The 17,847-nt window shown below is 54.7% G+C and carries 18 protein-coding genes; 4 read left to right on the top strand and 14 right to left on the bottom strand.

The window, feature by feature from the left end:
- Window positions 1–21: 21 nt before the first annotated feature.
- The 10 genes from IAE30_RS13030 to IAE30_RS12985 all read right to left on the bottom strand — a co-directional run bounded on the left by IAE30_RS13030 (window position 22) and on the right by IAE30_RS12985 (window position 6,790).
- Window positions 22–996 (bottom strand): glutathione S-transferase family protein, encoded by a 975-nt coding sequence (locus IAE30_RS13030; protein ID WP_038644521.1) that lies wholly within the window; start codon window positions 994–996, stop codon window positions 22–24.
- Between the two features lie 80 nt (window positions 997–1,076).
- A complete protein-coding gene (locus IAE30_RS13025) occupies window positions 1,077–1,487 on the bottom strand; it encodes a DoxX family protein (RefSeq protein WP_034829198.1) in 411 nt (136 codons plus the stop codon).
- 206 nt (window positions 1,488–1,693) lie between these two features.
- Window positions 1,694–1,978, bottom strand: a complete 285-nt coding sequence (locus tag IAE30_RS13020) for a YqjK-like family protein (protein ID WP_038644523.1) — start codon at window positions 1,976–1,978, stop codon at window positions 1,694–1,696.
- Window positions 1,975–2,370 (bottom strand): phage holin family protein, encoded by a 396-nt coding sequence (locus IAE30_RS13015; RefSeq protein ID WP_038644525.1) that lies wholly within the window; start codon window positions 2,368–2,370, stop codon window positions 1,975–1,977. The genes IAE30_RS13020 and IAE30_RS13015 overlap by 4 nt, the downstream gene beginning before the upstream one ends.
- Window position 2,371: 1 nt before the next feature.
- Window positions 2,372–2,677, bottom strand: a complete 306-nt coding sequence (locus tag IAE30_RS13010; RefSeq protein ID WP_034829194.1) for a YqjD family protein — start codon at window positions 2,675–2,677, stop codon at window positions 2,372–2,374.
- 34 nt (window positions 2,678–2,711) lie between these two features.
- Window positions 2,712–3,083, bottom strand: coding sequence for a DUF1090 domain-containing protein (locus tag IAE30_RS13005; protein WP_034829192.1), 372 nt, complete (start codon window positions 3,081–3,083; stop codon window positions 2,712–2,714).
- A 172-nt stretch (window positions 3,084–3,255) separates the two neighbouring features.
- Window positions 3,256–3,624 carry an EnvZ/OmpR regulon moderator MzrA gene (mzrA, locus tag IAE30_RS13000; protein ID WP_038644528.1) on the bottom strand — a complete coding sequence of 123 codons (369 nt, stop codon included), beginning with the start codon at window positions 3,622–3,624 and terminating at the stop codon, window positions 3,256–3,258.
- On the bottom strand, window positions 3,621–4,298 hold the full coding sequence (locus tag IAE30_RS12995) for a DedA family protein (protein ID WP_034829190.1): 678 nt from the start codon (window positions 4,296–4,298) through the stop codon (window positions 3,621–3,623). The genes mzrA and IAE30_RS12995 overlap by 4 nt, the downstream gene beginning before the upstream one ends.
- Window positions 4,299–4,619: 321 nt before the next feature.
- Complete coding sequence (gene exuR, locus IAE30_RS12990; protein WP_045814840.1) at window positions 4,620–5,393, bottom strand: transcriptional regulator ExuR; 774 nt, start codon at window positions 5,391–5,393, stop codon at window positions 4,620–4,622.
- Window positions 5,394–5,488: 95 nt separating this feature from the next.
- Window positions 5,489–6,790, bottom strand: a complete 1,302-nt coding sequence (locus tag IAE30_RS12985; protein ID WP_038649846.1) for an MFS transporter — start codon at window positions 6,788–6,790, stop codon at window positions 5,489–5,491.
- Between the two features lie 388 nt (window positions 6,791–7,178).
- On the opposite strand from IAE30_RS12985, the gene uxaC reads away from it, so the two are divergent.
- From uxaC to IAE30_RS12970, 3 genes are read left to right on the top strand one after another with little or no spacing between them, the layout of a single operon-like run.
- Window positions 7,179–8,594 (top strand): glucuronate isomerase, encoded by a 1,416-nt coding sequence (gene uxaC / locus IAE30_RS12980; RefSeq protein WP_200679927.1) that lies wholly within the window; start codon window positions 7,179–7,181, stop codon window positions 8,592–8,594.
- A gap of 2 nt (window positions 8,595–8,596) precedes the next feature.
- The gene (locus IAE30_RS12975) at window positions 8,597–10,045 is read left to right on the top strand and encodes a tagaturonate reductase (RefSeq protein ID WP_200679981.1); all 1,449 of its coding nucleotides are present in this window, start codon (window positions 8,597–8,599) and stop codon (window positions 10,043–10,045) included.
- 4 nt (window positions 10,046–10,049) lie between these two features.
- Entirely contained in the window at window positions 10,050–11,540 is a 1,491-nt protein-coding gene (locus IAE30_RS12970; RefSeq protein WP_200679925.1) for a UxaA family hydrolase, read from the top strand.
- 226 nt (window positions 11,541–11,766) lie between these two features.
- Here IAE30_RS12970 and sstT read toward each other — a convergent pair whose 3' ends face one another.
- From sstT to IAE30_RS12955, 3 genes are all read right to left on the bottom strand, one after another.
- Window positions 11,767–13,011 carry a serine/threonine transporter SstT gene (sstT, locus tag IAE30_RS12965; RefSeq protein WP_200679924.1) on the bottom strand — a complete coding sequence of 415 codons (1,245 nt, stop codon included), beginning with the start codon at window positions 13,009–13,011 and terminating at the stop codon, window positions 11,767–11,769.
- Window positions 13,012–13,239: 228 nt separating this feature from the next.
- The gene (locus IAE30_RS12960) at window positions 13,240–14,211 is read right to left on the bottom strand and encodes a TerC family protein (RefSeq protein WP_045831851.1); all 972 of its coding nucleotides are present in this window, start codon (window positions 14,209–14,211) and stop codon (window positions 13,240–13,242) included.
- 263 nt (window positions 14,212–14,474) lie between these two features.
- Window positions 14,475–15,455: a Gfo/Idh/MocA family protein gene (locus tag IAE30_RS12955; RefSeq protein WP_200679921.1), complete on the bottom strand. Its 981-nt coding sequence runs from the start codon at window positions 15,453–15,455 to the stop codon at window positions 14,475–14,477.
- Window positions 15,456–15,594: 139 nt separating this feature from the next.
- Here IAE30_RS12955 and IAE30_RS12950 point away from each other — a divergent pair, with 139 nt between their 5' ends.
- Entirely contained in the window at window positions 15,595–17,274 is a 1,680-nt protein-coding gene (locus tag IAE30_RS12950) for a chloride channel protein (protein WP_038644541.1), read from the top strand.
- On the opposite strand, the gene IAE30_RS12945 is transcribed toward IAE30_RS12950, so the two are convergent.
- Window positions 17,271–17,771, bottom strand: coding sequence for a M48 family metallopeptidase (locus IAE30_RS12945; RefSeq protein WP_045831849.1), 501 nt, complete (start codon window positions 17,769–17,771; stop codon window positions 17,271–17,273). The two genes, IAE30_RS12950 and IAE30_RS12945, sit on opposite strands and share 4 nt — an antisense overlap.
- Window positions 17,772–17,847: the final 76 nt, after the last annotated feature.

Genomic DNA, 17,847 nt, shown 5'->3' with positions numbered 1-17,847 from the left:
AGTGTGTTGAGCGCAACGTGCTTAACCTCGGCCGTGTGGCTCATCCCAGTCAAACGCCGGGCCCAGCGAAATCACGCCGCTCGGGTTGATGGTCTTGTGGCTACAGTAATAGTGATGGCGAATATGCGGCAGATTCACCGTGTCGGCGATGCCCGGCATCTGATAGATATCACGCAGGAAGCCGCTCAAATTGCGGTAATCACTGATGCGGTGACGATCGCATTTGAAATGCGTTACATACACCGGGTCGAAGCGGACTAAGGTGGTCCATAAACGCAAATCCGCTTCTGTCAGGCGATCGCCAGCCAGATAGCGATGCTGGCCGAGGATCTGCTCAAGTCGTGCCAGCGAATGGAACAGCGCGGTGACTGATTCATCATACGCCGCCTGCGAGGTCGCGAATCCGCTCTTATACACGCCATTGTTAACCGTGTTGTAAATCCAACCATTCAGCTCATCAATCTTATCGCGCAACGCCGGCGGATAATAATCTCCGGCGCGGGCACCCTGTGCATCAAAGGCCGTGTTGAGCATACGGATGATGTCAGCCGATTCATTACTGACGATGGTGTGCTGAGTTTTATCCCACAGCACCGGAACGGTCACGCGGCCGGTGTATTGCGGGTCGGCGTGCAGATAGAGCTGATAAAGGTATTCGTTTTGATACAGCGAGTCGCCAGTTGCGTCCGGGAAATCGTCGTCGAAGGTCCATCCGTTTTCCAGCATCAATGGATGCACCACTGAGACGGAAATCATCTCTTCCAGCCCTTTAAGCTGGCGCATCAGCAGCGTGCGGTGTGCCCACGGACAGGCAAGAGAAACATAAAGATGATAGCGATCGCGCTCGGCAGCGAAACCCGCCTTGCCAGTTGGGCCTGCACTGCCATCTGCGGTGACCCAGTTGCGCCAGACTGCTTCTGTGCGTTTGAAGCGGCCACCGGTTGACTTCGTATCGTACCAGGTGTCATGCCAGACACCGTCAATCAGTTGTCCCATAAGCCCTCCATAAAGAAAAAAGGCGGGGAAAATCCCCGCCCCTGCAAATCAGTATATGTGTTCTGGCAGCGCTTGTGTGCTTAGCGTGCGGCTGCTGGTGCGAAACGAGCACGAATCAGACGGTCGATGCTGTAAGCACCTGGACCTACCAGACCCAGCACCAGGAAACCACCGGCGATGGACAGGTTTTTCATGAACATCAGCTGGTTAACGCCTTCAGCAAAGTTGCTGTGGAACAGGAAGGCAGTCAGCAGAGTGAAGCCCGCAGTGAACAGTGCGGTAAAACGAGTCAGGAAACCGAACAGAATTGCCAGACCGCCGCCGAACTCCAGCAGAATAACCAGCGGCAATAAGAAGCCCGGGACGCCCATCGCCTGCATGTATTGTGCGGTACCGGCATAACCGGTGATTTTGCCCCAGCCCGCAGTGATGAACAGAATGGTCATTAATACACGTGCCAGCAGCAGGCCTGAGTCTTCGAATTTTTTCATCATTTACTCCAACAAGAATTAAGAAGCAGGTTGATGGCCTGCAAGGTTTTGATCCCGCTGAATCGCAGGTCGCAATTCGTTGGGCTGATGGAGGAAGATGATAGTCGCAGGTTGCAACAGTTGTAAGCGAGTTAAACTGTCAATGTTGTTCAGGGATTTTGATAAAGAAAAACCGAATCTTTTAGATCCGGTTTCAAATGAAGGCGTTAGCGAGGTTCGAGCGTGGATTTAATCATGCGCCAGGTACTCCAAAGACCAAAACCGCGTTTTGCCCAACGCAAAATACGGTTAGGACTGCGGATTGACCAGATGGCCAGCGCGCTGCTGCCAATCGCCAGATAGCGGCGTAAGCTGAGAAACGTTAGCCAGCCGCGATCGTAGTGAGCGGTGCCATCCAGCCAGTCACGGCGTGCAGCACTGAGATCCAATCGCTGCTGCTGAACCTGATTCAACAGTTCATGAATGCGTGCTTCACGTTCACGACGGCTCATGAGCGATGCTCCTCCAGCAAGCTGCGATCGGTTTCCAGCTCCTTGCGGGTATGACGCAGCAACGTTGACTGGCGTGACTTATACAGTGTCCACACACCAAAAATCAGCGCCAGCGCAAACAGCACGGCGGTGGTAATGGCAATCGCCATTAACCGATACTGCGCATCCACCGCCCAGATGATCAGCACCATCAGGCTCATTAAACCAAAAGCGGTAAACAGCATCGTCAGTCCAACCATCATCAGCATCTGAATCAGATTGGCTTTCTCCTCCTCCAGCTCGACAATCGCCAGACGGACGCGCGTTTCCACCATACTCACTAAGGTAGTGATGACGCGCTGACCGATGTTGAAGACCCCTTTGCCTGGGCCGTGGCTCTGACTATCGCTCATATCAACGACGTGAGATCAGGATGCCGATCAGTACACCGACAGCTGCACCGATGCCTACGCCGTGCCACGGATTATCGCGCACATACTCGTCGGCCTTCTCTGCCGCTTCACGCGTGGATTGCGCGATGCGTTCACCGGAATCGCCCAGGCGCTCACGCGAACTTTCAATCGCGCCGCGCGCTTTGCTGCGCAGTTTGTCCAGCTCGGTTTTCGATTTATCCGCCGAGCTGCTCAGTACTTCTTCCAGGGTGTCAGCAAGGTTTTTCAGTTCCGCACGCAGATGTTCAGATGTGGTGTCTTTAGACATGAAGTTCTCCATTACATCATTTATTTAAGTCCGATTAGTAAGGCTCAGCTTCAAGCTTTTTCAGCTCGTGCTGTGCCTCTTCCAGCTTACGTTCGCGCTTCTCAATCTTATCTTTGTCGCCATCCTGACGCTCTTCCTTCAACTCACGCTCACGTTCCGCAATTTTGTGTTTTTGCTCTGCAATGCGTTCGCTGTGGGCTGACTTCAGTCTTTCATCAGTACAATTCGCACGTACTTCAGTGAGCGCGCGCTCCAGCCCGGTCACACGGCGCTGGTTATCGTGCTGTTTAGCCATGTCGATTTCACGCTGAATATCGTGTTCTTTCTGCTGACACAGCGATTCAGCTGCCATCAGAGATCCCGAGAGAGAGAACAGAATAGCACCCAGCAGTAATTGATGTTTCATCAGGTTTTACCTTCCATTGTTGATGACCTGCCGCAAACCGGGCAGGAGAAGCGTCCCAGCTTGTCTTAACTCGCGCTACCTTTAAGCATAGACAGCAGACGAAAAAATTCAACGAAGACGCGGGGATAGCGAGGATTGATTCACCGTCTGGCTTATCGCCAGACGGTGAAAATCAGCTATAAGTTGGGCGGTTGCTGTCAGATACTTGCTGCGAAGCTTGCGGTCCGCTTGCGACGACAAAGCCCTGTGGTAGCAAGCGTTTCAGCACTTTTTGGGCGGCAAGGCTTTGTTCTTCATTTTCGAAATGAATCACCAGCGCATCGCCCGCAGGTGTAATGCTTTTGATACGCACACCTTGCGCACTGAGCTGCTGATACAGATAAAAGCCATCCGGCAAGTTGGTACCATTGTGTGCGACGCGAATCTGTACCACGGTATCGTGCTGCAACATCGAAGGTACAAAGATCACTGCCAGCAGCGCCAGCGCAGCGCCAAGTGCCCAGGGCACAAAGCGCCTGGGGAACCCACGGAATCTGATCATGGCTGTGAATTCCCGTTGCGTGAAGACTGACGTTTACGCCACAGCACCACCAGAGAGCCCACCAGACCAATCACCAGCAACACTAGCGGTAACAGCATCAGGCAGAACATCAGTTCATCTTCATAGCGGCGGAAAATCGGCGTTTTACCCAGCGCGAAGCCCAGTACCGTCAGAATCAGCACCCACAGGAAACCGCTCATCCAGTTGAAGAACTGGAAGCGTGCATTACTCAGACCAGAAAGCCCGGCAATGGTCGGCAGCAGGGTGCGCACAAAGGCAATAAATCGACCGATCAGCAAGGCCGAAAGCCCATGGCGATGGAATAAGCTATGCGCGCGTTGATGATATTGCGCCGGAAGGTGCGAGAGCCACTTCTGTACCGTAGGCGTATTCCCCAGCCATCGGCCCTGAATGTAACTTACCCAACAGCCCAGACTGGCGCCGGTGGTCAAAATCAGGATGGTCAGCGGGAAACCCATGGTGCCTTTGGCAATCAAAACACCGACTAAAATCAATAGACTATCGCCGGGCAGAAACGCGGCGGGTAGCAGGCCATTCTCGAGAAACAGGATCAAGAACAGCACGCCATAAATGGCCCAAACCAGTGTCGGGTCGGAGAGCATTTCGTAATCCTGCTGCCACAAGGCATGCAGCAATGCTTTCAAAATATCCATCAATCATTCCTGAACATCATTGTTAAACGTGCCCGTAAGGGACTGAGGCGCAGGCTGGCTTGGTTATACATTTTTGGTATGCAGCCGTTGCGGGATTTCCGGATCCATCCAGAATTGATTGTTAAATCAGCGACTTTTTAAAGCCCTGTCGCAAAGGGTAAGAAAAGGCCGATAACTGTAACAAAAATCATGCAGGTCAGACAGTGTAAAGTGGCTCTCGCACAGGAGTTTTACCTTTTGACGCAGATGCTCAAAAGGAGCTTTACATGAGCTGACACTATTGCAGATTAACTGACTTATTCGCCTGGAAATGCAGCAGAATCAATAAGAATTGTCACTACCTTCCGGCAGGATGACGGGATTTTCCGCAAACATGTAACGGTCGACATTAAATTCAAAATCGTCGGCGGTGGCGTTAAACAGCATCTGTTTAGTATTTTCCAGGTGCTGCCACATTGCCAGCTTACTGGCGGCGGGATCTTTGCGCATGAGTGCTTTCAGAATCTGGTCATGATCGTCGCACCAGCTGGTGATGTTGCGCGCATCAATATGTTCGTGCAGTTTGAGCCAATAAGGGTTGTGCAGGCGATGCAACCACATCTTCTCGACAATCGCGGCGAGCGCGCTGTTTTGCGTGGATTGCGCGATGCGGACGTGGAAATGCATATCCCATTCTGAATCACGTGAATGGTCTTCCTGGCGGGCTTTTTCCTGAATCGCCATCAATGCCATGATGTCCTGACGCGTGACCTGGGTGGCGGCAAACTCGGCCACGTTACTTTCAATTAGCTGGCGCGCCTGTAACAGCTCAAAGGGTCCGAAGCTGGCAAATTCCAGCTGGCTGGGGGTGGTCTCACGGTTTTGCTGCTGATTGCTGATGACGTGGATGCCGGAGCCCTTACGTACTTCAACATATCCTTCCACTTCCAGCATAATGATGGCTTCGCGAACCACTGTGCGGCTGACCTCCATCTCCTCAGCGATCAGGCGTTCAGCAGGCAGCTTATCGCCCACGCGATAATCATCCGCCTCGATACGACGTTTGAGTTCACTGGCGAGTTGTTGGTAAAGACGACGGGATTCGTTCAGATCCATTGCGCGGTTCGCTGTGGCAGGGAAGGATGAGTTGTTATACCACTTTGACCGGGTGGAGGAAATGGGCTGACGTGCGCCAGCCCAAAGTGTGCAGATTAAGTGCGGGCCGTCGCCGGTTGAGCCACGTGCTGAACGTCCAGCTCAGATACCGGCTGATTTTTCAGCACGGTCCAGATCACACAGGCACCGAGCAGGTCGAACACCGCCAGCGCGGCAAACAGCGGGCTGAAGCCCAGCGTATCAGCCAATGCACCCACCACCAGCGCAAACAGGGTGCTGGCAGTCCAGGCAGCCATGCCGGTCAGGCCATTCGCCGTGGCCACTTCATTACGGCCAAATACATCCGAGGAGAGGGTGATCAACGCACCGGACAGTGCCTGATGGGCGAAGCCACCGACGCACAGCAAACCAATCGCCACATAAGGGCTGGTAAACAAGCCGATGGTGCCCGGTGCAATCATTAGCACCGCGCCCATGGTGACCACCAGTTTGCGCGACACAATCAGGTTAACGCCAAACCAGCGCTGGAACAGCGGCGGCAGGTAACCGCCGACGATACAACCGAGGTCGGCAAACAGCATCGGCATCCAGGCGAACATGGCGATCTCTTTCAGGTTGAAGCCGTAGACCTTGAACATAAACAGCGGGATCCACGCGTTAAAGGTGCCCCATGCCGGTTCCGCGAGAAAACGTGGCAGGGCAATACCCCAGAATTGGCGATTACGCAGAATCTGACGGGCTGACATTTTGCTGTTATTGCCGGTCTGATGCTGTACTTCCTGACCGGAAATAATGTAGTGACGCTCTTCTTCGCTGAGTTTGGTTTGCTGTTTAGGATGTTTATAAAATATTAACCAGCACAACGCCCACGCCATGCTCAGCACGCCAGTGATGATAAAGGCCAGCTGCCAGCTGTGTGCCAGAATCGCCCATACCACCAGCGGTGGCGCCAGCATCGCACCAATCGATGAACCAACGTTGAAATAGCCTACCGCGACGGAACGCTCTTTGGCCGGGAACCATTCGCTACTGGCTTTCAGGCCAGCAGGAATCATTGCCGCTTCTGCCGCACCCACCGCGCCACGTGCCAGCGCAAAACCACCCCAGCTGCCGGCCATGGCGGTGGCGGCACAGAAGATCGCCCAAAGGATGGCAAACACGGCGTAGCCAATTTTGGTGCCCAGTAAATCAAGCACATAACCCGCCACAGGTTGCATCACGGTGTAGCACGCCGAATAAGCGGCGACGATATAGGAGTACTGTTGTGTGGTAATGCCCAGCTGCGTTTCCAGCGTCGGCGCGGCCACGGCAATGGTATTACGTGTCAGGTAACCAAGAATGGTGCCCAACGTCACCAGCCCAATCATGTACCAGCGTAGCCCTTTGATCTTACGCATCATTTACCTCTTCCAGTCTGTCGTAACACTTGCCATTAAAGGTAGGGGAGCATTTAAGTACTCCCGCTGGCGGCGATGACGAATCAGACCTGCCGCCTTGTTGTTATGAGATGTGCCATGAGGTTCGGCATCAACGAGGCGAGAGATTAACTTGTTATACAACTTTAAAAGTTGAATGCCATCACAAAAACCCTGTATGTGCTGTGTGATCCGAGAAACGGGCGTTATAACAGCAATTTAGTGCAATATAGCTGACTGTTTTGTCCATATACCCACAGGGAAACTGTCATTATTGTGAGGTCTATCGCAAACAATTTTGCCGATCGTCAAAATTGGTATGATAACTTTGAGTCAGAAGCCAATTGGCCCCAAACATGAGGAAGCAGGTATGTCGCGTTTTATGAGTGAGGATTTTCTACTCGATAGCGAGTTCGCCCGTCGTCTGTACCATGACTACGCCAAAAACCAGCCGATTTTCGACTATCACTGCCATTTACCGCCGCAGCAGATTGCCGAAAATTACCGCTTCAGCAATCTCTATGACATCTGGCTGAAAGGCGATCACTACAAATGGCGTGCGATGCGTGCTAATGGCGTACCCGAAGCGCTGTGCACCGGCGACGCCAGCGATCGCGATAAATTCAACGCCTGGGCGCGCACGGTGCCGCATACCATCGGCAATCCGCTGTATCACTGGACGCACCTTGAGCTGCGCCGCCCGTTTGGCATTACCGATGTATTGCTGAATGAACAGAGCGCGGACCGCATCTGGCAGCAGTGCAATGAACTGCTGGCGCAGGATGCCTTTAGCGCACGCGGCATCATGCAGCAGATGAAAGTGAAAATGGTCGGTACCACTGACGATCCGCTCGATGACCTCCAGCACCATCGCACGCTGGCGGACGATGCCAGCTTCAGCGTGACAGTGCTGCCAAGCTGGCGTCCGGATAAAGCCTTCAATATTGAGCTGGATACCTTCCTGCCGTGGATTCAGCGTCTGGAACAGGTAGCCGATGTCAGCGTGCAACGTTTTGATGATCTGCGCCGCGCGTTGAGCCTGCGTCTCGATCATTTTGCCGCACACGGCTGCAAAATCTCCGACCATGCGCTGGATGTGGTGCTGTTTGCCGAGGCCGACGAAAGCACGCTGGATGGTATTCTGGCGCGTCGCCTGCAAGGTATTGCACCGTCGCAAGAGGAGGTGGCACAGTTTAAAACGGCGGTGCTGGTGTGGCTGGGCAGCGAATATGCGCGTCGCGGCTGGGCGCAGCAATATCACATTGGTGCGCTGCGTAATGCGAATCGTCGGCAGTTCGATATTCTCGGCCCGGATGTGGGCTTTGACTCCATTAATGATGCGCCGATGGCGATTCCTTTGGGTCGTTTGCTGGATGCGCAGAACCGTAACAACGCACTGCCTAAAACTATCCTCTACTGCGTTAACCCACGCGACAACGAAGTGCTGGCGACCATGGCGGGCAACTTCCAGGGCGAAGGTGAGCCAGGCAAGATGCAGTTTGGTTCCGCCTGGTGGTTTAACGATCAGCTCGATGGCATGCACCGTCAGATGACGCAGCTGGCGCAGATCGGCCTGTTGAGTCGCTTTGTCGGTATGCTCACCGACAGCCGTAGTTTCCTCTCCTATACCCGCCACGAGTATTTCCGCCGCCTGCTGTGCCAGATGATCGGCAACTGGATTGAGCGCGGTGAAGCGCCAGCCGACGAAGCACTGCTGGGACAGATGGTGCAAAACATCTGCTTCAACAACGCGCGCGATTACTTCGGCATTGAGTTGGGAGCCTGATGATGCAGCGGCTAAACCGTCACGATTTCCCCGGCGCAAGCTATAGCGAGCGCGTGATCCAGTTTGGGGAAGGCAACTTCCTGCGGGCGTTTATTGACTGGCAGCTCGACTGGCTCAATGAGCATCAGGGCACCGATGCGGGCGTGGTGGTGGTGCGGCCGCGCAATCGCGTGGTAGAAGACTCACTGAATCAGCAGGACGGTTTGTACACCACGCTGATCCGTGGATTGAACGGCGCAGGTGAGCAGGTGAGTGAAACCCGGCTGATTCGTAGCCTCAATCGCGAGATCCAGCCCTATCAGCAGTTTGAGGATTTTCTCGCACTGGCCCGTGCGCCGCAGATGCGCTTTGTGTTCTCCAATACCACTGAAGCAGGCATTGCCTTTGTTGAGCAGGATCGGCTGGAGGATGCGCCAGCCTCTTCCTTCCCAGGCAAGTTGACACAACTGCTGTGGACGCGCTTTTGCCACTTTGCCGGTGCGGCAGAGAAAGGCTGGCTGATTGTGCCGTGCGAGTTAATCGATCACAACGGCGATGCACTGCGTGAGCTGGTGCTGCGCTATATCAAGCACTGGCAGCTCCCGCCAGAATTTGCCCGCTGGGTGCTGGACCACTGTGCATTCTATAACACGCTGGTGGATCGCATCGTTACCGGCTATCCAGCCGAGGGTACCGACATCGCTGCACAGTTGGGTTACGAGGATCGCTATCTGGTGGCAGGCGAAGTCTATTACCAGTTTGTGATTCAGGGGCCGGATGCGCTGGCACAGGAACTGAAACTCGCCGCGCTGGCACCGGAAGTGAAGTTCGTTGATGACATCACGCCCTACAAAGCGCAGAAGGTGGCGATCCTCAACGGTGCGCACACTGCGATGGTGCCGGTGGCATTTCAGGCCGGACTGGAGAGCGTCGGTGAAGCGATGGATGACGCCGCCATTACGGCTTATGTCGATGCGCTGTTGCGTGAGGAAGTGATCCCGACGCTGGATCTGCCTCGCGATGAACTGCACGTCTTTGCCGATGCGGTACAACGCCGCTTCCGCAATCCGTTTATCCGCCATGCGCTGCTCTCGATTGCGCTCAACGGCATGACCAAATTCCGCACCCGTTTGCTGCCGCAGCTGTTGCTGTCTCAGCAACAAACCGGCCAATGGCCACCGCGCCTGACCTTTGCCTTTGCCGCGCTGCTGGCATTTTATCGCGGTGAACAGGGCGACCAGCAGTGGCCATTACAGGATGACAGCCACTGGCTACAGCAGTTCGCAGAACTGTGGCCGGCGGTAAACCAGGACACATTGATCCCGGAACAGCTGGTGCAAGCGGTACTCAGCAACAGCTCACACTGGGGCGAAGATCTTACTCAGCGGCCCGGATTAGTGGCCGCAGTCAGCCAACACCTGCAAAACATCGTTGTCCACGGGATGCGGACGGCGCTGGTACAACTGAGATAACGCTATGCAAGATGCGATAAGAATCCATTCGCGCGACAACGTGGCGGTAGCGCTGCGCGATTTACCTGCCGAAACCAAAGTCGAAATTGATCGCCAGTATATTACCTTGCAGCAAGAGGTTGGGCGGGGCCATAAGTTCGCGCTGACGCCGCTGGCAACGGATGCGCTGGTGATTAAATACGGCTTGCCGATTGCCCATGCCACGCGCCCGATTGCGATGGGAGAAATCATCCACTCCAGCAACGCACGCACTAATCTGAGCGATGTGGATGAGTACGACTACCAGCCGGAGTTTCTCGATATCCCCGCTCAGGCCGGCGATCGCGAGGTGCAGATTTACCGCCGCGCCAGTGGTGAAGTCGGTATTCGCAATGAGCTGTGGATTCTGCCAACGGTGGGCTGTGTGAACGGTATCGCCCGGCAAATTCTGTCGCGCTTCCTTAAAGAGACCAATGAAGCGGAAGGGATTGATGGTGTGCATCTGTTCAGCCACCCGTTTGGCTGTTCTCAGCTCGGCCAGGACCATGAAAACACCCGCACCATGCTGCAAAACATGGTGCGCCATCCCAATGCCGGTGCGGTGTTGGTGATTGGTCTGGGCTGCGAGAACAATCAGGTGGATGTGTTCCGCGAGACGCTCGGCGGCTTTGACAGTGACCGCGTGCAGTTTATGGAGTGCCAGAAGCAGGACGACGAAGTCGAAGCTGGATTGGAGCGGATGCATGCACTGTACAACGTGATGCGCGGCGATCTGCGCCAGCCGGGCAAACTCAGCGAACTGAAGTTTGGACTGGAGTGCGGCGGTTCTGACGGTTTCTCTGGCATTACCGCCAACCCGATGCTGGGCTGCTTCTCCGATCAGATGATTGCCAACGGCGGCACCACGGTGCTGACCGAAGTACCGGAAATGTTTGGCGCAGAACGCATTTTGATGAGCCGCTGCCGGGATGAAGCCACCTTTGATAAAACGGTGGCGATGATCAACGACTTCAAGCGTTACTTTATCGACCATCAGCAGCCAATCTATGAGAACCCTTCTCCGGGAAACAAGGCGGGTGGTATCACCACGCTGGAGGAGAAATCCCTTGGCTGCACGCAGAAAGCCGGGCAGAGCCAGGTGGTGGATGTACTGAAATATGGCGAGCGTCTGATCACGCCAGGCCTCAATCTGCTAAGCGCGCCAGGTAATGATGCGGTGGCCACCAGCGCACTGGCAGGGGCAGGTTGTCATATGGTGTTGTTTACCACTGGACGCGGCACCCCCTATGGCGGATTCGTGCCTACCGTGAAGATTGCCACCAACTCGCAGTTGGCAGAGAAGAAGCCGCACTGGATTGATTTTAATGCCGGGCGTTTGATTGAGGGCATGAGCATGCCGGAGATGCTGGAGGATTTTGTTGATATGATTGTGGCGATTGCCAACGGTAAACCCGCGCGTAACGAAGCTAATGATTTCCGCGAGTTAGCGATATTTAAAAGCGGAGTAACGTTGTAAATCGCCAGGTGCGCATAAATGCGCACCCTACGAAAACCGTGCCAGATTGTCGTGGGGGGCGGCAAATGCGCACCTTACAAAGCTGTGCCAGATTGTTGTAGGGGCGGCAAATGCGCACCTTACAAAGCCGTGCCAGATTGTCGTGGGGGGCGGCAAATACGCACCTTACAAAACCGTGGCAGATTGTCGTAGGGGTGGCATTTATGCCGCCCTGGTCAATCTCAGTTTACTCTGCTTCAGACAACGTGCGCGGTTCGCGCTCGGCTTCAGCCTGACACACCGCCGCAGTAAACAGAATATCGGTTGATGAGTTCAATGCCGTCTCGGCGGAATCCTGCAATACGCTGATAATAAAGCCGATGGCCACCACCTGCATCGCCAGGTCATTCGGAATCCCGAACATGTTACAGGCGACCGGAATCAACAGCAGCGAACCGCCGGCCACACCCGAGGCGCCACAGGCACAAATCGAAGCCACAAAACTCAGCAGGATTGCTGTCGGCACATCCACGGAGATGCCCAGCGTATGCACCGCCGCCAGCGTCAGCACCGTGATGGTGGTCGACGCGCCCGCCATACTGATCGTCGCGCCAAGTGGAATGGAGACAGAATAGGTATCTTCATCAAGATTCAGGCGTTTAGCGATCGCCATATTCACTGGAATGTTTGCTGCAGAACTGCGGGTAAAGAAAGCGGTCACGCCACTTTCGCGGATGCAGGTAAACACCAGCGGGTAAGGATTACGACGAATCTTTTGGAACACCAGAATCGGATTCACAATCAACGCCATGATAGCCATGCATCCCAGCAGCAGCGCCAGCAGCGTTGCGTACTCCTCCAGCGCACCGAAGCCGGTTGAGGCCAGAATCGAAGCCACCAGACCAAAAATCCCCAGCGGCGCACAGCGAATCACGCAACGCACCACCCACGTCGCCGCATGCGAAGCATCGGTAAGGAACGCCTTGCTGCTTGGGCTGGCATGGCGGAAGGCCAGACCGAGGCCGATGGCCCACACCAGAATGCCGATGTAGTTGGCGTTGAGTAACGCTTCAATCGGGTTAGCCACCATGCTCATCAACAGACCGTGCAGCACTTCGGTAATGCCAGACGGCGGTGAAATTTCGGTTGCGCCCACGTTCATTGAAAGAGTTTGCGGGAACAGATGGCTCAAGGTGACCGCAACCACAGCGGCAAAGAAGGTGCTCAACAGATAGAGCATGATGATGGGACGGATGTTGGTTTTCTGCCCTTGTTGATGATTAGCAATCGACGAAATCACCAAAACCAACACCAGCAGCGGGGCCACCGCCTTCAGGGCGCGAACGAACAGTTCACCCAGCAGACCTACGGCCAGAGCGGCATCACGTGAGAACCACGCCAGCGCCACACCGGCAATCAGGCCAATCATGATTTGTTTTACCAGGCTTCCTGCGAACAGCGCGCCCAGACGTCCAATAAAGTTATTTAGCATAGTTCGGTCTTTTTATAGCGGTATGAGTGTTGTGCGCGGTTCCTCCGCGCCAAACGGTTTGCCCGGCGGAGTATAAGGAAAAGTCCTGGTGAGGAAAGAGATAATTCTGTGCGTGCGGCGCAGATCGGTTTTTTGATCTGCTGACGATGTGAAATGTGACAGAGCTATGAAAGGTGAAATTTGCAGCTGGCGAAACAAAGCAGGGGCGATTACCGCCCCTGCAGAAGATTATGGTGAGATGCGCTTCTGGTCGTTTCTGTGGTTCACCCAGGCGTTGATCAGCAGCGTACCGCCCAAAATCACGCCCACTACCGACAGTGAGATGCCCACCGGGATATGGTAGAACTCGACGATCAGCATCTTGATACCGATAAACACCAGCACAATCGCCAGGCCATATTTCAGCATCGAGAAGCGTTCTGCCACGTTCGCCAGCAGGAAGTACATGGCGCGCAGACCGAGGATCGCAAACAGGTTTGAGGTCAGGACGATGAAGGGATCGGTCGTCACCGCGAAGATCGCCGGGATACTGTCAACCGCGAAGATCACATCGCTCAGCTCCACCATGATCAGCACCAGCAGCAGCGGGGTGGCAAACAGCACACCATTTTTGCGGGTGAAGAATTTCTCGCCTTCGAGATTATCGGTCATGCGCAGATGTTTACGCAGCCAGCGCACCACCGGTTTGTCGCCGACCGCCGCGTCATCGCCCTCTTTGGCAAACGCCATTTTCAGGCCGGTGAACAGCAGGAAAGCCCCGAACACATAGAGGATCCAGCTGAACTGCGTCACCAGATAGCTACCGGCGAAGATCATGATGGTACGCAATACGATCGCGCCCAGCACGCCATACACCAGCACGCGGCGTTGCAGGTTTGCCGGGATAGCGAAGTAGCTGAACAGCATCAGCCAGACGAAGACGTTATCCACCGCAAGCGCTTTTTCCAGCACGTAGCCGGTGAGGAAAGCGAGAGTTTGTGCGGTCGCCACTTCTCGGCCTGCAGTGCCTTCGAGGTACCACCAGAAAGCGGCGCTGAACAGCAGGGAAACGGAGATCCACACCAGCGACCAAACGGCGGCCTGCTTAAATGACATGGTTTGCGCGCCCCGACGTCCCTGTAAGAAGAGGTCGATCGCCAGCATGATGAGCACAACAACAGCGAAGCTGCCCCAGAGTAACGGTGTGCCTACAGTGTGCATAGTTGTAATCCTGTCCGGAAAATAAAAAAGCGGCTAAGTCAGAAGACGTTAGCCGCTTTGATCAAGCTGCAAGCAAACCTCGCCTTCCGGCAAGGTCTCACTTACAACTCAGAATAGATTCCGGGTTGCCTGATGACCGGATGCATTCAGCATCGTAATGACGATCAATCAGCTTACAAGTTACTCCCCTTTGCAGTGACCAAGATACGTCCAACCGCTGAGGTATTCAATGGGGTGTTTGAAATATTCTGCAATATTTACACTTAAGCCTGGTCTGCCGGGAATACCACGCCAGTCTGGCGGCGGATTTCCGTCAACAGTTTTGCCGTGATACGCGAGGTTTCAAGAGCCGGGTGCTCGACCTGACGCTGCTCAACCAGTTGGGCAAAAGTCTCGGCTTCATACAGCATGGTGTTGATGTGCTGCGGCTGCGTCAGATTCTGACTCTCACCACCGCGCGGGATAAAGCGCAACTGCTGGCATTCAGAGATTTTCTCAATCACCAGGGAACCGGCCTCACCCTGAATTTCGCTCGGGATCAGTGAATCACTGACCTTAGAGTGCAGCAGCGTGACATCAAAATCGCCGTAGCCTAGCACCACCACACCGTGCGCATCGACACCACTCTCCAGCAGCGAAGCCTGCGCTTGCACCTGCTGCGGCTCACCCCACAATGTGACGGCAGCGGCCAGGCAGTAAAAGCCAATGTCCATTATCGAGCCGTTCGACCAGCGCGGATTAAAGGTATTGGGATTTTCACCGTCAAGATAACGCTGATAGCGTGATGAATACTGGCAGTAATTGATCAACGCTTTGCGCAGCTTGCCAAGTTGCGGCAGGGTGTTCTGCAGTTGCAGGAACGTCGGCAGGCTGGCGGTTTTAAACGCTTCAAACAGCACCACCTGATGCTGGCGTGCGCAGGCAATCATTGCTTCGGCTTCACGCAGGTTTGACGCCATCGGCTTTTCGCAAATCACATGTTTGCCGTGCGACATAAACAGCATCGCTTGCTCAGCGTGGAGTGCGTTCGGGCTGGCGATGTACACCGCATCGATTTCCGGACTGGCTGCCAAATCGTCGAGTGAAGTAAAAGTGAGTTTACAGGGATAGTCAGCGATAAAGGCATCAGCTTGCGACTGCTGACGCGAATAGACACCGCTTAACTTCATTTTACCGGTCTCATGCGCGGCGTCGATAAACTGGCGGGTTATCCAGTTGGTTCCCACAATGGCAAAACGAATCACGGGCTTGCTCTCCTGCAACAGTAAAGCGGCAGAGTAGCATGTTCAGCGGGTGGTTCGTCAGACGAAATTTGATCATGCGATCCGCATTCCAATATGATGATGCGGCACATTTTTTTAACCAGCTAGCGGGGACGCGTGGGTGAGTGGAAGTAAACATGCATTGAACTGGACCACACTGCTGATTGCTATCCCCGTGGGATTCGTCGCGTCGCTGGTGACCTTAGCCTTTCGCGGCGTCATTGATCTGATTAACCGCCTGCTGTTTAACAGCGACAGCGAAATCACCGTGGCGATGCACGTCTGGCCGTGGATTTTCTGGCCGCTGCTGGTGGGCGCGGGCGGCGTACTGGCGGGTTTCTTCCTGCGCTATGCGGTGGCGATAGAGAAACAGGAAACGGTCAAAACCGATTACCTCGAAGTGATCAACGCGCGCCTGGATGCGGTGCCGACCAAAACCTCGCTGTTTCGTGCACTCTCCTCGATTGCCAGTATCGGCAGCGGTGCCTCGATTGGTAAAGAGGGCCCGATGGTGCAGCTCTCCGCGCTGAGTGGCAGCCTGATGGGCCGCTGGTTCCCGCAGATGCGTAACAGCGATATTGTCGCCATGGCCGCTGCGGCTGGCCTCTCTTCGGTGTACCACGCACCACTGGCCTCGGCGATATTTGTCGCTGAAATTGCCTTTGGTATCTCGGCGCTACAGCGGCTGATCCCGTTAATTGTCGCCTCGGCGGTGGCGGTGATGACCATGTGGTCACTTGGCTTTCGTAGTGCGCTCTATCCGCTCTCCGAAGCCTTGTTCCAGATGGATATCAGCAGTTTGTTGATGACCATCGTGATTGGTTTGGTGGCCGGTTTAGCCGGTTGGTTGCTGATCAAGTTGATTGCCCGCAGCAAAATGCTATTTGGTCGTGTTAAGTCATTGCCTGCACGCCTGGGGCTTGGCGGATTAGCCGTCGGTTTTCTGGCATTGATCTCCACCGATATTCTGGGCAACGGCTACGAAGTGATCGTGAAGATCATCGATGGTCACTATGTGCTGGCCGGATTGATTGGCCTGCTGGTGCTCAAAACCCTGGCCACCACGCTGTCGGTGGGATCGAACGCGGTGGGTGGTCTGTTTACGCCTTCGCTGCTGATTGGTGCGCTGCTTGGCGTGGCGCTGGCGCAGATGGGCGTGGCACTTCATCTGCCGGTTGGCGATACCCTGCTTTACGCGGCGATTGGTATGGCGGCGGTATTAGCGGCCGTAAGTCAGGCACCGTTAATGGCGATGCTGATGGTGCTGGAGATGACGCTCAACAGCAGCCTGTTATTCCCGATCATGATCGCCTCAGTGCTGGCCTCCATGGTGGTGTATCGACTGCAATCTGCCAGCACCTATCCGGTGGTGAGCAATCACTTTAGCCGTTCAGAGGCCAAATTTGATTTCGATAATATGCGCGTTGACCAACTGATCATCCCTGGCGCCGCGTTGCAGCCTGAAGAGTCGGTAGGTCAGGCGTTGGCAGTCAGTTCACTGAAGCGCGAACGCTATGTGTATGTGATCAACAGTGCGGGGCAGTTTCTGGGGGTCGTCTCGATCCATGACATCTCGCGCAAAGTGTTATCGCAGGAGATCACCCTGGATTCCCCGGTCAGCAGCGTGATGGATGATAACTTCCCGTGCATTTATCAGAACCAGAGCATGCGTGAAGGCTGGGAGGCATTCGCACGGGTGACGCTGGAGCGCTTGCCGGTACTCAACAACCCGCAGGAGCGCCGCTTTATGGGCGCCTTGACCAAAACCAGTTTGATTCAGAAGGCGCAGGAGTTTCTTTAAGCCGCGTTACCGCGCATCGCCTGATCCGTCATCCACAGGCGCGCATCGAACTCCAGTTGATGGTAATCCGGTTCCATATGGCAGCAGAGTTGGTAGAACGCTTTGTCGTGATCCTTCTCTTTCAGGTGCGCCAGTTCGTGCACCACGATCATGCGCAGGAACGGTTCCGGTGCCAGACGGAAGAAGGTGGAAATACGAATCTCGGCTTTGGCTTTCAGGTTGCCGCCCTGCACGCGCGAGATGGCGGTGTGCAGGCCAAGCGCATGTTTCATCACCTTGATTTTGTTATCCCAGATCACTTTGCTGATCGGCGGTGCGCTGCGCATATAACGGCTTTTCATTGCCTGAGTGTAATCATACAGCGCACGGTCACTGACAATATTGTGCGTGTCAGGATAGCGTTCCTGCAAAAAGCTGCCTAATCGCTGATTATCAATCAGCAACTGCACCTGTTCGAGGATGTTTTCAGGATAACCCTGCAGATAGATTAATGACATTGGGATTCCCGACGAAAGACAGTATACTGCGCCCCCTTTTTAGGGCGAAAATCGCGCAAAGTGTACCACGCCGGAG

This window comes from Pantoea sp. S61, from assembly GCF_016625145.1.
Taxonomy (GTDB): domain Bacteria; phylum Pseudomonadota; class Gammaproteobacteria; order Enterobacterales; family Enterobacteriaceae; genus Pantoea; species Pantoea rwandensis_B.
This window is presented reverse-complemented; position numbering and strand designations above follow the sequence as displayed.